Source organism: Klebsiella sp. PL-2018 (genome assembly GCF_019048985.1).
In the GTDB taxonomy this organism is placed as follows: domain Bacteria; phylum Pseudomonadota; class Gammaproteobacteria; order Enterobacterales; family Enterobacteriaceae; genus Klebsiella; species Klebsiella michiganensis.
The window spans coordinates 4,876,188-4,889,856 of sequence record NZ_CP077673.1; the positions used below are offsets into that span (position 1 = coordinate 4,876,188).

At 56.2% G+C, this 13,669-nt stretch carries 13 protein-coding genes, 1 tRNA gene and 1 pseudogene; 4 read left to right on the forward strand and 11 right to left on the reverse strand.

Translation table 11 applies throughout. The features are described 5' to 3' along the window. Window positions 1-11: 11 nt before the first annotated feature. Window positions 12-266 (reverse strand): annotated as a pseudogene (locus MKleb_RS22890) (transposase); the annotation flags it as partial. An 83-nt stretch (window positions 267-349) separates the two neighbouring features. Here MKleb_RS22890 and MKleb_RS22895 point away from each other — a divergent pair. Further along, window positions 350-1,525 carry an acetyl-CoA C-acetyltransferase gene (locus MKleb_RS22895; RefSeq protein WP_025106004.1) on the forward strand — a complete coding sequence of 392 codons (1,176 nt, stop codon included), beginning with the start codon at window positions 350-352 and terminating at the stop codon, window positions 1,523-1,525. A gap of 88 nt (window positions 1,526-1,613) precedes the next feature. Here MKleb_RS22895 and MKleb_RS22900 read toward each other — a convergent pair whose 3' ends face one another. The 3 genes from MKleb_RS22900 to actS all read right to left on the reverse strand — a co-directional run bounded on the left by MKleb_RS22900 (window position 1,614) and on the right by actS (window position 3,992). Continuing rightward, window positions 1,614-2,612 carry an aldo/keto reductase gene (locus MKleb_RS22900; protein WP_025106003.1) on the reverse strand — a complete coding sequence of 333 codons (999 nt, stop codon included), beginning with the start codon at window positions 2,610-2,612 and terminating at the stop codon, window positions 1,614-1,616. A 500-nt stretch (window positions 2,613-3,112) separates the two neighbouring features. Beyond that, window positions 3,113-3,186 (reverse strand) — tRNA-Gly (locus MKleb_RS22905). A gap of 80 nt (window positions 3,187-3,266) precedes the next feature. After that, a complete protein-coding gene (actS, locus tag MKleb_RS22910; RefSeq protein ID WP_025105974.1) occupies window positions 3,267-3,992 on the reverse strand; it encodes an amidase activator ActS in 726 nt (241 codons plus the stop codon). A gap of 346 nt (window positions 3,993-4,338) precedes the next feature. Between actS and idi the strand changes: the two genes are divergently transcribed. Beyond that, complete coding sequence (gene idi, locus MKleb_RS22915) at window positions 4,339-4,887, forward strand: isopentenyl-diphosphate Delta-isomerase (protein ID WP_025105973.1); 549 nt, start codon at window positions 4,339-4,341, stop codon at window positions 4,885-4,887. A 40-nt stretch (window positions 4,888-4,927) separates the two neighbouring features. Here the strand turns inward: idi and lysS are convergent, their stop codons facing one another. The 5 genes from lysS to xerD form a co-directional block, all read right to left on the reverse strand. Continuing rightward, window positions 4,928-6,445 (reverse strand): lysine--tRNA ligase, encoded by a 1,518-nt coding sequence (gene lysS, locus MKleb_RS22920; protein WP_014226789.1) that lies wholly within the window; start codon window positions 6,443-6,445, stop codon window positions 4,928-4,930. Between the two features lie 9 nt (window positions 6,446-6,454). Beyond that, window positions 6,455-7,553, reverse strand: a protein-coding gene (prfB, locus tag MKleb_RS22925) for a peptide chain release factor 2 (protein WP_100248296.1) whose coding sequence is annotated in 2 segments (ribosomal slippage) — window positions 6,455-7,477 and window positions 7,479-7,553 — 1,098 coding nt in all. Because the reading frame shifts where the segments join, the coding sequence is not laid out codon by codon here. Window positions 7,554-7,638: 85 nt separating this feature from the next. After that, window positions 7,639-9,372: a single-stranded-DNA-specific exonuclease RecJ gene (gene recJ, locus MKleb_RS22930; protein WP_025105972.1), complete on the reverse strand. Its 1,734-nt coding sequence runs from the start codon at window positions 9,370-9,372 to the stop codon at window positions 7,639-7,641. A gap of 5 nt (window positions 9,373-9,377) precedes the next feature. Beyond that, entirely contained in the window at window positions 9,378-10,091 is a 714-nt protein-coding gene (gene dsbC / locus MKleb_RS22935; protein ID WP_004854054.1) for a bifunctional protein-disulfide isomerase/oxidoreductase DsbC, read from the reverse strand. 22 nt (window positions 10,092-10,113) lie between these two features. After that, window positions 10,114-11,010: a site-specific tyrosine recombinase XerD gene (gene xerD, locus MKleb_RS22940; protein WP_004105555.1), complete on the reverse strand. Its 897-nt coding sequence runs from the start codon at window positions 11,008-11,010 to the stop codon at window positions 10,114-10,116. 121 nt (window positions 11,011-11,131) lie between these two features. Here xerD and fldB point away from each other — a divergent pair, with 121 nt between their 5' ends. After that, entirely contained in the window at window positions 11,132-11,653 is a 522-nt protein-coding gene (gene fldB, locus MKleb_RS22945) for a flavodoxin FldB (RefSeq protein WP_014226792.1), read from the forward strand. 8 nt (window positions 11,654-11,661) lie between these two features. Here fldB and MKleb_RS22950 read toward each other — a convergent pair whose 3' ends face one another. Continuing rightward, window positions 11,662-12,072, reverse strand: a complete 411-nt coding sequence (locus tag MKleb_RS22950; protein ID WP_217076205.1) for a protein YgfX — start codon at window positions 12,070-12,072, stop codon at window positions 11,662-11,664. Further along, window positions 12,053-12,319 carry an FAD assembly factor SdhE gene (gene sdhE, locus MKleb_RS22955; RefSeq protein WP_004124953.1) on the reverse strand — a complete coding sequence of 89 codons (267 nt, stop codon included), beginning with the start codon at window positions 12,317-12,319 and terminating at the stop codon, window positions 12,053-12,055. Before sdhE ends, MKleb_RS22950 begins: the two co-directional genes overlap by 20 nt. Window positions 12,320-12,563: 244 nt before the next feature. Between sdhE and ygfZ the strand changes: the two genes are divergently transcribed. Next, on the forward strand, window positions 12,564-13,547 hold the full coding sequence (gene ygfZ / locus MKleb_RS22960; protein WP_025105971.1) for a tRNA-modifying protein YgfZ: 984 nt from the start codon (window positions 12,564-12,566) through the stop codon (window positions 13,545-13,547). Window positions 13,548-13,669 lie beyond the last annotated feature (122 nt).

The following is a 13,669-nucleotide window of genomic DNA, read 5'->3' on the forward strand; positions in this document are numbered from 1 at the left end:
TCTACAGTAGCCTTTTTTAGGATTTCATTTTCCATTTCAAGGCGTTGTATTTGTTTTCTTATTTCCCTGAGTTCCGTCTGCTCAGGCGTCAGAGGCAGCCCCGGTGGCGTTTTCCCCTGGTGCTCCATACGTAACGATTTAACCCAGCGGTTGATGGCGGAGAGGCTGACGTTCATCGCTTTAGCCGCTTCACCGTGAGTGTAGTTCTGATCAAGGACCAGTTTTGCCGCTTCGGCTTTAAATTCAGCAGTAAATATTTTGCTCATTGGTTCACCTGTAAGATGTTGAGGTGAGCATATCACCTCTACTCAGGTGGCCAAATTCAGTGTGCCACTACAGAGGAAATGTCATGAACGAAGTTGTGATTGTTTCTGCAAAACGTACTGCAACGGGTGCATTCATGGGTTCCCTGTCGGGCCATTCCGCAGCAGAACTCGGGAGTCACGTCATTCGTGCGCTTCTTGAAGACTCAGGAGTGGAGGCCAGTGAGATTTCTCAGGTTATTATGGGACAGGTACTGACGGCAGGATGTGGCCAGAATCCCGCACGTCAGTCCGCGCTGAACGCCGGGCTACCCGTTGAAACGCAATGTCTGACGATTAACAAGGTCTGCGGTTCAGGTCTCAAATCAGTTCATCTGGCCATGCTGGCGCTGCAGACGGGTGAGGCAGAATTCGTCATTGCCGGCGGTCAGGAGAGCATGTCTAACGCCCCTCATATTCTGATGGCTTCACGCTCAGGGACAAGGCTGGGGGATTGTAATATGAGGGATAGCGTGGTGTCCGATGGACTCTGGGATGCTTTCGATAATAACCATATGGGCGTCACCGCCGAAAATGTTGCAGCTGAGTTCAGCATCAGTCGCGAAATGCAAGATGAATACGCGCTACTGTCCCACATAAAGGCAATGGATGCTCAGGAAAAGGGAATATTTGCTCGTGAAATAGTTCCCGTTGAATGGCAGGACAGGAAAGGTAAAACCCTGAGAGTTGACACGGATGAAGGCCCCCGCAAAACCAGCATTGAAAAACTAATACAGCTGAAACCCGTTTTCAGAAAGGGAGGAACTGTGACGGCAGGTAATGCATCCTCTCTTAATGATGGCGCGGCCGCTGTCCTTCTTTGTACCAGAAAAACTGCCGAGGCACGTGGGCTGCTGGTTTTAGCGTCTCTTGCCGCGTTTGCGAATTCGGGGATTAAGCCGGCATTAATGGGTGCCGCTCCGGTACAGGCTATCGCAGACTGTCTTTCCCGCTCTGGCTGGAAACCAGAAGATGTTGATCACCTGGAGTCCAATGAAGCGTTTGCAGCCCAGGCGCTGGCAGTGGTTGACCAGACGGGTATTTCACCCGATCGTATTAATCCCTATGGCGGAGCAATCGCACTCGGGCATGCTATCGGTGCCTCGGGATGCCGCATTCTGGTCACCCTCGTGCATGGACTCCTGCGTAATGATAATAAACGCGGTGTTGCAGCGCTGTGTGTTGGCGGCGGTGAAGGGGTGGCGCTGAGCGTTTACCGCTGAAGAAAAATTATCGGCTGTACAGCGGCTGGGCTGTTAATAAAAACAAAATAACCGGGCAATGCCCGGTTTCATATTATGTAAACGGATTTCAGGCGTTAACGCCTTTCATACCTTCTTCAGAATACCGGCCGCCTTTAATCTCAACGCGCTGGTGAATATCGTTCAGTAGCGCAACATCTGATTTGTCCAGAGCGATGTCAGCCGCCTGCGCATTTTCGGCCAGATAACTGATGTGCTTGGTACCGGGGATCGGTACCAGCTTATCGTACTGCGCGAGCAGCCAGGCCAGCGCCACCTGACCCGAGGAACAACCGTACTTTTCAGTAAGCGGGAGAACAGCATCGAGAAGCTGTACGTTGTGATCAAGGCTGGACTGAATGAAACGCTCATTATTTTTACGGAAGTCACCTTCAGAAAAATCACTGTTTTTACGGTATTTTCCTGTCAGGAACCCCCTTCCCAGCGGAGAATAGGGTACCAGGCCAATCCCCAGCTCTTTCACTGTCGGCAGGATTTCATCTTCAATGTCACGTGTCCATAGTGAATATTCTGTCTGCAGGGCTGTGATTGGGTGTACAGCATGGGCCCGGCGAAGGGTCGATGCAGAGACTTCACAAAGTCCGATATGATTGATCTTTCCATCTTTGATGAGACGGCTCAGACATTCCATGCTCTCCTCGACAGGCGTCGCCGGGCTGACCCTGTGAAGATAGAACAGATCGATCCGTTCAACACCGAGCCTTTTGAGGGATTCATTACAGCAGTGGGTAATGTAGTCCGGTTGATTGTTAATGGTGCGGGCATAAGCCTCATCAGGAGCCCGATCGATTCCGCACTTTGTGGCAATTCTGAACTGCTCACGCGTAGCCTTATCGAGTCCGGCAAGAAAGTGGCCAATCAGCCGTTCATTGTGACCCCGCCCGTACAGGTTAGCGGTATCAATGAACGTAATATCCAGGTCAATGAGTTTATGTAATAGCTGCCGGGAAGCCTTGTCATCTGTCTGGCCATAAAATTCGCTCAGTCCCATCGCACCATAGCCGACTGAACTGACAATAAGGTTTTGAGATAAATTTCGGGTATGCATAATGACTCCTTTTTTTTACACCATGATTGTTTCACCCCGATTACGGTTAATGAATTGTCATTTTCGTTATGCAAAAAAAGTATCAAGGCGGGCTGCATAAGGTGTAGCTCGTAACGCGCTGGCGTGTCGGTATGCATGCATCGGCAGGAAGAAATCAGGGACCGAATGACCGCCAAAGGCTGGAGAGATCCAGCCTTCCCTTTTTCCCTGATTTTGGACAATCCCATCCATAAAGCCCGTTGGTGGTAAGACACCTCGCGGAGCCGTCAGGCGACAACATCAGGGTATGTCAGACATCAGGATGACCATGTATCCGAAGGAGCGAGGCCGAACCGCTGGCAGCGCCTGCATGTGGTGTGCAAGTACCGTGACCACTAACAGTGTACCTTGTGTTGGTAAACTATCGTTCAATGGTAGGACGATTACAGACAATTTAGCTAAGGCAAGCTGTTGATAGAAATGAGAATTTTAATGAAGTTTTGCCACAGCGGGAGATATTCTGGAGCGGGCGAAGGGAATCGAACCCTCGTATAGAGCTTGGGAAGCTCTCGTTCTACCATTGAACTACGCCCGCGAAGAGGTGCGAGGGCCATTATAGACCTTACGCACCCGCTGACAAGCCCAAACCAGGCTAAATGCCGATAAAATAACCTTTTAGCACTTAGGCTTACTGCCCTGCGGCGGCAAATAGCGCAGCGGGTCGATCGCTGTCGCCCGGTAGCGAATCTGGAAATGCAGGCGCACGGAATCCGCGTCCGAGCTGCCCATGGTGGCAATCTGCTGGCCAATCTTCACGCTCTGGCCGTTATTCACCATTAGCTTGTCGTTGTGCGCGTAGGCGCTGATATAGTCCTCATTATGCTTAATCATAATCAGGTTGCCGTAGCCGCGCAGCTGGTTGCCCACGTACACCACTTTGCCCGCCCCTGCCGCATACACCGGCTGGCCGCGCCTACCGGCGATATCGATACCTTTATTGCCGCCATCGCTGGTGGAGTATGGCAGCACTACTTTACCGCTGGTTGGCCAGCGCCAGCAGCGTTGCCCGACCGGCGGCCAGGAGGATTGCGGCACCGCCGAAGATGGCGTCACGGCGGCGGTACGTTTCGCTGACGATTTCTTGCCGGATGCCCCCGCCTTCGCCGTGGTCCCGGAACCGCTGTTTAGCTTCAGCTTTTGCCCGACTTCGATGGTATAGGGAGGTGAAATATTATTGAGACGGGCGAGATCCCTGACGCTGGTGCCAGTGGAACGTGAGATAGCGTACAGCGTGTCACCGCGCTTCACGGTGTAGGTAGAACCGGAATCGGATGAGCTGGAACACCCTGCGACAATCAGGCTGCTCAGCAACATTATTGCAATAACAAAGCGTTTTCTCATCAGGCATCCTGCGCTTAACACGAACATTCACCTCAAAACCAGGGCGATTATCATACCAGTCCCTAAGGCAATCCCCAATCGCTACCCTTCATACAGAAGTATTAAAGGCCTGCTAAGCGGCTGAACATCTACGCTCTCCCGGGAGAGTCCGGGAGCGTCGCGGTGCGTCCGGGTTAAACCGCTGGTGATTCAATTAGCCCCCTGCCGGCACCTCTGCAATATCACGCTCTCCCCGGAGGCCAACATGTTTTGGTAATGCCTTTGTCCCATTTATGGGCTACCCTAGTGGCCTGAGTACATGACCCGGCGGGTTTGTGCCGGGTCATTTTTTATTTCAGGAGTTGTCATGGCCGGGGAACATGTCATTTTGCTGGACGAGCAAGATAAGCCTACAGGTATGCTGGAGAAGTATGCCGCCCACACCCTCGATACCCCTTTGCATCTCGCGTTTTCCTGCTGGCTGTTCAATGAACAAGGTCAGCTGCTGGTCACGCGCCGTTCGCTGGGCAAAAAAGCCTGGCCAGGCGTATGGACGAACTCAGTCTGCGGGCATCCGCAAACCGGCGAAACCTTCGAACAGGCCGTTGAGCGCCGCTGCCGCTTCGAGCTCGGCGTTGAGATTACCCGCATCGCCCCGGTCTTCCCGGGATTCCGCTATCGGGCCGTTGCGCCGAATGGCATTGTTGAAAACGAGGTCTGCCCGGTCTATGCGGCACGAGTCGCCAGCGCGTTACGGATAAATCCTGACGAAGTGATGGATTTTCAGTGGAGCAATCTTGCGGATGTGTTAAGCGGGATTCGCGCGACGCCCTGGGCTTTTAGCCCGTGGATGGTGCTGCAGGCGGCGGACGATAATGCGCGTAACGCATTAATCAGCTTTAGCAACCAGGCATAAAAAAACCCAGCTCTGCTGGGTTTTTTTATTCGCGTAATGCTTATTTTACCGGACGCATCGCCGGGAACAGGATCACGTCGCGGATGGTGTGGCTGTTGGTAAACAGCATCACCATACGGTCGATACCGATACCGAGGCCCGCAGTCGGCGGCAGGCCGTGCTCCAGCGCGGTAACGTAGTCTTCGTCATAGAACATCGCTTCGTCGTCACCGGCGGCTTTCGCGTTAACCTGATCGAGGAAACGCTGCGCCTGGTCTTCCGCATCGTTCAGCTCGCTAAAGCCGTTACCGATTTCACGCCCGCCGATGAAGAATTCAAAGCGGTCGGTGATTTCCGGGTTCTCGTCGTTACGACGCGCCAGCGGAGAGACTTCTGCCGGATATTCGGTAATGAAGGTCGGCTGAATCAGGTGCGCTTCCGCCACTTCTTCGAAGATCTCGGTCACGATGCGGCCCAGACCCCAGCTCTTCTCAACGTGGATACCGATGCTTTCCGCAATGGCTTTTGCGGAATCGAAGTTATCCAGATCGGCCATCTCGGTTTCCGGACGATATTTCTTGATCGCTTCGCGCATGGTCAGCTTTTCAAACGGCTTGCCGAAATCAAAGGTCTGATCGCCGTAAGGCACTTCAGTATGGCCCAGAACGTCCTGCGCCAGGGTGCGGAACAGGGATTCGGTCAGCTCAATCAGATCTTTGTAATCCGCATACGCCATGTAGAGTTCCATCATGGTGAACTCTGGGTTATGGCGAACGGAGATACCTTCGTTACGGAAGTTACGGTTGATTTCGAACACGCGCTCGAAGCCGCCAACCACCAGACGCTTCAGGTACAGTTCCGGCGCGATACGCAGGTACATGTCCAGATCCAGCGCGTTGTGATGGGTGATGAACGGACGCGCGGACGCGCCGCCGGGGATCACCTGCATCATCGGGGTTTCAACTTCCATAAAGCCGCGGCCGACCATGAACTGGCGGATGCCCGCCAGGATCTGCGAACGCACTTTAAAGGTGTTGCGCGATTCATCGTTGGAGATCAGGTCCAGGTAGCGCTGACGATAGCGCGCTTCCTGATCCTGCAGGCCGTGGAATTTGTCCGGCAGCGGGCGCAGGGCTTTGGTCAGCAGACGCAGCTCGGTGCAGTGAATAGAGAGCTCGCCGGTCTTGGTTTTGAACAGCTTACCGCGCGCCGCGATGATATCGCCGAGGTCCCACTTTTTGAACTGCTCGTTGTAGACGCCTTCCGCCAGATCGTCGCGGGCGACGTACAGCTGAATGCGGCCGCCAACGTCCTGCAGCGTAACGAAAGAGGCTTTACCCATGATACGACGGGTCATCATGCGGCCAGCGACGGCGACTTCAACGTTCAGCGCTTCCAGCTCTTCGTTTTCTTTGCCATCGAAGTCAGCGTGCAGAAGGTCTGAGGTGTGGTCACGACGGAAATCATTCGGGAACGGGATACCCTGCTCACGCAGCGCGGCCAGCTTCTCACGACGGGCTTTCAGTTCATTATTAAGGTCAATTGCCGCGTCAGCGCCCTGTGCTTGTTGTTCAGACATGTTGGTTCCTCATAACCCTGCTTTCAAACTTGCTTCGATAAATTGATCCAGGCTGCCGTCCAGCACCGCCTGAGTGTTGCGGGTTTCCACCCCGGTGCGCAGATCTTTAATGCGGGAGTCATCCAGCACGTAAGAACGGATCTGGCTGCCCCAGCCGATGTCGGATTTGGTATCTTCCATCGCCTGCTTCTCGGCATTTTTCTTCTGCATTTCCAGCTCATAAAGCTTCGCTTTCATCTGCTTCATGGCCTGATCTTTGTTCTTGTGCTGTGAACGGTCGTTCTGGCACTGGGTCACTAAGCCGGTCGGAATGTGGGTAATACGCACCGCGGATTCCGTACGGTTAACGTGCTGACCGCCCGCGCCGGATGCGCGATAAACGTCAATGCGCAGATCCGCCGGGTTGATGTCGATATCAATATCGTCATCCACTTCCGGATAAACGAACGCGGAGCTGAAAGAGGTGTGGCGGCGGCCGCCGGAATCGAACGGGCTCTTACGCACCAGGCGATGAACGCCGGTTTCGGTACGCAGCCAGCCGTAGGCGTAGTCGCCGATAATCTTGATGGTCACGGACTTAATGCCCGCCACTTCGCCTTCAGACTCTTCGATGATCTCGGTCTTGAAGCCGCGCGCTTCGGCCCAGCGCAGATACATGCGCATCAGCATGCTGGCCCAGTCCTGCGCTTCCGTTCCGCCGGAACCGGCCTGGATATCGAGGTAGCAATCGGCGCTGTCGTATTCACCGGAGAACATGCGGCGGAATTCCAGCTGCGCCAGCTTCTCTTCCAGCACATCGAGCTCGGCGACGGCTTCGTTGAAGGTCTCTTCGTCTTCGGCTTCAACGGCCAGCTCCAGCAGGCCGGAAACGTCCTCCAGCCCCTGAGACATCTGATCCAGCGTATCAACGATGGCTTCCAGCGAGGAACGCTCTTTACCCAGCGCCTGCGCACGCTCTGGTTCGTTCCAGACGTCAGGCTGCTCCAGCTCGGCGTTTACTTCTTCGAGACGCTCTTTCTTAGCATCGTAGTCAAAGATACCCCCTAAGAACGTCCGAGCGCTCCGTGAGGTCCTGAATACGGTTTTTTACCGGATTTATTTCAAACATGGTCGGTTTCTTTTAATGGATTCGTCAAAATGCGGTGATAAGAGCGGAATTCTACCGGATTCGCGCCCTCATTAATATACTGTTCTCAATTTGGCCAGAGGTGGTCAATGATCAGCTGCAGGCTGCGGTTGCCGCGGAACTCATTGATGTCAAGCTTATAGGCAAGCTGAACTTCGCGAACGCCGTTATCCGGCCAAAGGGAAGTATCAACATTGAACGCGATACCGTCCAGCAGCGGGCCGCCGCCGACCGGCTCAACCATCACCTTCAGATGACGCTCGCCGACCAGGCGCTGCTGTAGCAGACGGAAACGGCCGTCAAACAGCGGCTCCGGGAACATCTGCCCCCACGGTCCGGCGTCGCGCAGCATCTGCGCGACCTCCATGCTCATCTCTGCCGCCGCCAGCGGACCGTCGGAGACCACTTCCCCCTGCAGCAGCGCAGGATCGAGCCACTCGGTCACCAGCTCGCCGAAGCGCTGCTGGAACTCTTCAAAGCGCGCCTCTTCCAGCGATAGTCCCGCCGCCATGGCATGGCCGCCAAACTTCAGAATCAGCCCGGGATAGAGCGTATCCAGACGCTCCAGCGCATCGCGCATATGCAGCCCCTGAATCGACCGACCGGAGCCTTTGAGCGTACCGTCGCCGGTGGGCGCAAAGGCGATAACCGGACGATGGAAACGCTCTTTGATACGCGAGGCCAGAATGCCGACGACGCCCTGATGCCACTGCGGATGGTACATCGCCAGGCCGCCGGGCAGCATCTCACCGCTGCGCTCCAGCTTCTCACACAGGGTCAGGGCTTCCGCCTGCATCCCCTGTTCTATCTCTTTGCGCGTCTGGTTCAACGCATCCAGCTCATTGGCCAGCACCCGCGCTTCGCCGGTGTTGTCGCACAGCAGCAGCGCCACGCCGACGGACATATCGTCCAGCCGCCCAGCCGCGTTAAGGCGCGGGCCGAGTGCGAAGCCGAGATCGCTTGCCGCCAGCTTTTGCGGGTCGCGGTTGGCGATCTCCAGCAGCGCCTTAATGCCCGGACGGCATTTCCCCGCCCGGATGCGGCTCAGCCCCTGCCAGGTCAGAATACGGTTGTTGGCATCCAGCGGTACGACGTCCGCCACGGTGCCGAGCGCCACCAGATCGAGGAGATCAGCCAGATTAGGCGGCGCAATGCCGCGCTCCTCAAACCAGCCTTTATCGCGCAGAAAAGTGCGCAGCGCCAGCATCAGATAAAAAGCCACGCCCACCCCGGCCAGCGATTTCGACGGAAACTCACAGTCGCGCAGGTTCGGGTTAATAATCGCTTCCGCCGCGGGCAGGGAATCCCCCGGCAGGTGGTGATCGGTCACCAGCACCGGAATACCCAGCGCATGGGCGCGATCGACGCCAGCGTGCGAAGAAATACCGTTATCCACGGTCATAATCATCTGCGCGCCGCGGGCGTGAGCCTGATCGACCACTTCCGGGCTCAGGCCGTAGCCATCTTCAAAACGGTTTGGCACCAGGTACGAGACGTTGCCGTAGCCCAGCGCCCGCAGGGCCAGAACGCTCAGCGCGGTGCTGGTGGCGCCGTCGGCGTCAAAATCGCCGACCACCACAATATGCAGCCCCTTCTTAAATGCGCCGTAGAGCATCTCTACCGCTTTTTCGACGCCGGTCAGCTGCGACCACGGCAGCATGCCTTTCACGCCGCGCTCCAGCTCCTGCGCGCTACGCACGCCGCGGCTGGCGTACAGCCGCTGCAGCAGCGGTGGGAGATCGGCAGGTAAATCGACGCCGTCAGCCGCCTCGCGGCGGCGTAGTTGTATCTGTTGTTTCACGCGAATCAGTTACCGCTTGTCTGTTTTTGATGCTCATCAAGGAGCGCTTTCAGGTCTTTAGGATCGCGATAGCCGGGCATCAGCGTGCCGTCGCTCAGCACCATCGCCGGCGTGCCGTTAACGCCAAGCTGCACGCCCAGCATGTAGTGTTTAGCGATATCAACATCGCAGCTGGCTGGCTGCACGCCCTTGCCGCTCATCGCGTCATCCAGCGCTTTGTTACGATCTTTAGCGCACCAGATAGCCTTCATATTCTGCTCGGCTTCGCTTTGCAGCCCCTGGCGCGGGAAGGCCAGATAGCGCACGGTAATACCCAGCGCGTTATAGTCGCTCATCTGCTCATGCAATTTATGGCAATAACCACAGGTAATATCGGTGAAGACGGTGATGACGTGTTTTTCCTGCGGCGCTTTATAGACGATCATCTCTTTTTCCAGCGCGTTCAGCTTACCGGCCAGCAGCGTATTGGTGACGTTTACCGGCTGCGCGCCGCTGACGTCGTACATCGGCCCCTGGATAATGTGCTTACCGTCATCGGTAACGTATATCACGCCGCTGTCCGTCAATACGGTGCTGATGCCTTTGATCGGCGAAGGTTGCACGTCCGAACTCTGCACGCCCAGCTTCGCCAGCAGTTGCTTGATCGCCGCGCTATCGGCATGCGCCGCACCGGATAAGGTGGTCGCCAGCAGAGTGAACATCAGTAAACCTTTTTTCATACTCAGTCCTTTTTTTCAGCACTCACGCACGCGGGTGATGCTGTTGATGGAGTTGTCGCAGACGCTCGGTCGCCACGTGGGTGTAGATCTGCGTCGTGGAGAGATCGCTGTGTCCTAACAGCATCTGCACCACGCGTAAGTCGGCGCCATGGTTAAGTAAATGCGTCGCGAACGCATGGCGTAACACGTGCGGGGAGAGCTTTTCGCTGTCAATCCCCGCCAGTACGGCATAGTGCTTAATTCGATGCCAGAACGTCTGGCGCGTCATCTGCTGCGCGCGCTGGCTGGGAAAAAGCACATCGGACGCCACGCCGTTCAGCAGCCAGGGGCGCCCGTATTCAAGGTAATTCTCAACCCACAGCACCGCCTCTTCACCCAGCGGTACCAGACGTTCTTTATTTCCTTTACCAATCACGCGCAGCACGCCCTGTCGCAGGCTAATGTCGCTCATGGTCAGGCCCACCAGCTCGGAAACGCGCAGACCGGTGGCGTACAGCACTTCCAGCATCGCTTTATCGCGCAGCTCCAGCGGTTGTTCAACCAGCGGCGCCTGGAGCAGGCGTTCCACCTGCGCCTCGCTCAGATCCTTCGGCAGCCTCTGCGGCAGCTTTGGCGAGGCCAGCAGCGCGCTGGGATCGTCCGGGCGAATTTTCTCCCGGTAAAGATGCTGGAAGAAACGGCGCACGGCGCTTAGCAGGCGCGCGGTGCTGGTGGCTTTATAGCCGCCGGTTTGCCGCTCCGCCAGCAGCGACTGGAGATCTTCGCCGCTGACGCTGGCAAGCGACAGGCCACGATGATGCAGCCATTCGACCACCATCGTCAGGTCCCGGCGGTAGGCGCTTAGCGTGTTCTCCGCCAGATTCCGCTCCAGCCATAAGGCATCAAGAAACTGCTCGATTTGTGCGAGATCCTGTTCCACTCTGGCCTCTTTGCTTATTAAAACGGCGCCATTATACCCTAAATAATTCGAGTTGCAGGCGGGCGCGGCCTTTCTGGTACACTAAGCGCAAAGTCACAGCAAGAATTGAGACGTTTCCGCGATGAACATAGGTCTTTTTTACGGTTCCAGCACCTGCTACACCGAAATGGCGGCGGAAAAAATCCGCGATATTATCGGCCCTGAACTGGTCACGCTGCACAACCTGAAAGATGATTCCCCTGCCCTGATGACGCAATACGATGTGCTGATCCTCGGCATTCCAACCTGGGATTTCGGCGAGATCCAGGAGGACTGGGAGGCGGTCTGGCAGCAGCTCGATACGCTGGATCTGCAGGGTAAAATCGTCGCGCTGTACGGCATGGGCGACCAGCTAGGCTACGGCGAATGGTTCCTTGATGCGCTCGGCATGCTGCACGATAAGCTGGCGACCAAAGGGGTGAAGTTTATCGGCTACTGGCCTACTGAAGGCTATGAATTCACCAGCCCGAAACCGGTCATTGCCGATGGGCAGCTGTTCGTTGGCCTGGCGCTTGATGAAACGAACCAGTACGACCTGAGCGATGAGCGCATTCAGAACTGGTGCGAGCAAATCCTCGGTGAAATGGCTGAGCAGTTCTCCTGAGTCCTTGCCTACTCTTGCGTCGGTTTTAGCAACACCAGCCGACGCAGGTCTCGCCATTCTCCCGCGTCCATGCTATCCGCCGCGACCCACAAATGCTGGGTTCGTTGGTTTTCCGTATTCCGCAGGCGCAGCAGCATTCCGCTGTAAATCACCCACGGGGTGCCGATGATATCCCACTCCGCCTTTTGCCAGCGCAGACGGGAGTCGATCAGCAGTTTGATTTCTCCCTGACGGGCATGGATCCGCCGCTGGCTGCGCACGCAGTCGAACACCACCAGCGACAGCAGTATCAGCCACAGCGGGGTATAGCTCAGCGGCCAGGGCATCAGCAGCACCAGCGCCGCCACCACGCCGTGCATCAGCAGCGAAAACCACTGCGCTCGCCACGAGATGCGTAAATCAGATTGCCACAGGACCACGTTCCCGATTCCGTGTCTGAATTAATTTTACCATCCGCTGCAGTTCTGCATCAGCCGGCTCGCCATGATTCATCAACCAGTTGAACAGATCCGGATCGTCGTTTTCCAGCAGGCGGATGAATAACGCTTTGTCGCCATCGCTGAGCGTATCGTACTCATGCTCGAAAAACGGCATGATGGAGATATCGAGTTCACGCATACCTCGACGGCATGCCCAGTGGATGCGGGCTTTATTGTTAATGTCCATGTTTTACTTCCTGCTTATAAATATCTCTTAGTTTAACCCGTTTTCGGCGCTGACTTCACTGGAATATCAAGTTTCGCGAGCGCTATTCCATGAAAACCCTAAAATAATCAGGCCATTTATTATTTCGCTGGTTTCAGCGCCCCGTTTTTGAGGGCACGAATGGCCTGTCAAAAGCGCTTGCATTGCACCATAGCTCTTTTACCATTAGTCACACACTCTGCGTTAAGCTATTCAGGATATGACTATGGCTTTTACACCTTTTCCTCCGCGTCAGCCTTCCTCTTCCGCTCGTCTGCCGTTAACGCTGATGACGCTGGACGACTGGGCGCTGGCGACGATTACCGGTCCGGATGGCGAAAAATATCTGCAGGGGCAGATTACCGCCGACGTCAGCCACCTGACCGACGAGCAGCATCTGCTTGCCGCGCATTGTGACGCCAAGGGCAAGATGTGGAGCAATCTGCGCGTTTTCCGCCGCAACGAGGGTTTTGCGTGGATTGAGCGCCGCAGCCTGCGCGATGCGCAGCTGACCGAACTGAAAAAATACGCGGTGTTCTCTAAAGTGACCATCGCCGCCGATGATGAATCCGTACTGCTGGGCGTTGCCGGGTTCCAGGCGCGCGCTGCGCTGTCGCCGCTGTTTAGTGAACTGCCGAACGCCGAGAAACAGGTTGTCAGTGAAGGAGCCACCAGCGTGCTGTGGTTTGCGCATCCGGCCGAGCGTTTCCTGCTGGTGACCGATGTGGCAACCGCCACCCGCATCACCGATGCGCTACGCGGTGAAGCGCAGCTCAACAACAGCCAGCAGTGGCTGGCGCTGAATATTGAAGCCGGGCTGCCGGTTATCGACAGCGCCAACAGCGCGCAGTTTATTCCGCAGGCCACCAATCTACAGGCGCTGGGCGGCATCAGCTTTAAGAAAGGCTGCTATACCGGCCAGGAGATGGTTGCCCGCGCTAAATTCCGCGGCGCCAACAAACGCGCCCTGTGGTATCTGGCGGGAACAGCCAGCCGCGTGCCCGAGGCCGGGGAAGACCTGGAACTGAAGATGGGTGACAACTGGCGCCGAACCGGCACCGTTTTAGCGGCCGTGCAGCTGGACGACGGTCGCTTGCTGGTACAGGTGGTGATGAATAACGATATGGAGCCGGACAGCGTGTTTCGCGTCCGCGATGATGCCGGTAGCCTGAGCATCGAGCCGCTGCCGTATTCGCTGGAAGAGAGTTAAAGCGATATTCCCTGCCGCCTTCTCCCCGGAGGCGGCAATCACGCCTGTCTGGGCTACCCCACCCGCAAACCACGAAACACCCGCGGCCGCGCGCTTTGCGCAAATGCGCCATCTCTGGCCCA

What these genes read in the sequence shown, in the direction of transcription:
- MKleb_RS22895 (WP_025106004.1), top strand. Translation starts at nt 350, where the DNA reads ATGAACGAAGTTGTGATTGTTTCTGCAAAACGTACTGCAACGGGTGCA.
- MKleb_RS22900 (WP_025106003.1), bottom strand. Translation starts at nt 2,612, where the DNA reads ATGCATACCCGAAATTTATCTCAAAACCTTATTGTCAGTTCAGTCGGC.
- actS (WP_025105974.1), bottom strand. Translation starts at nt 3,992, where the DNA reads ATGAGAAAACGCTTTGTTATTGCAATAATGTTGCTGAGCAGCCTGATT.
- idi (WP_025105973.1), top strand. Translation starts at nt 4,339, where the DNA reads ATGGCCGGGGAACATGTCATTTTGCTGGACGAGCAAGATAAGCCTACA.
- lysS (WP_014226789.1), bottom strand. Translation starts at nt 6,445, where the DNA reads ATGTCTGAACAACAAGCACAGGGCGCTGACGCGGCAATTGACCTTAAT.
- dsbC (WP_004854054.1), bottom strand. Translation starts at nt 10,091, where the DNA reads ATGAAAAAAGGTTTACTGATGTTCACTCTGCTGGCGACCACCTTATCC.
- fldB (WP_014226792.1), top strand. Translation starts at nt 11,132, where the DNA reads ATGAACATAGGTCTTTTTTACGGTTCCAGCACCTGCTACACCGAAATG.
- sdhE (WP_004124953.1), bottom strand. Translation starts at nt 12,319, where the DNA reads ATGGACATTAACAATAAAGCCCGCATCCACTGGGCATGCCGTCGAGGT.
- ygfZ (WP_025105971.1), top strand. Translation starts at nt 12,564, where the DNA reads ATGGCTTTTACACCTTTTCCTCCGCGTCAGCCTTCCTCTTCCGCTCGT.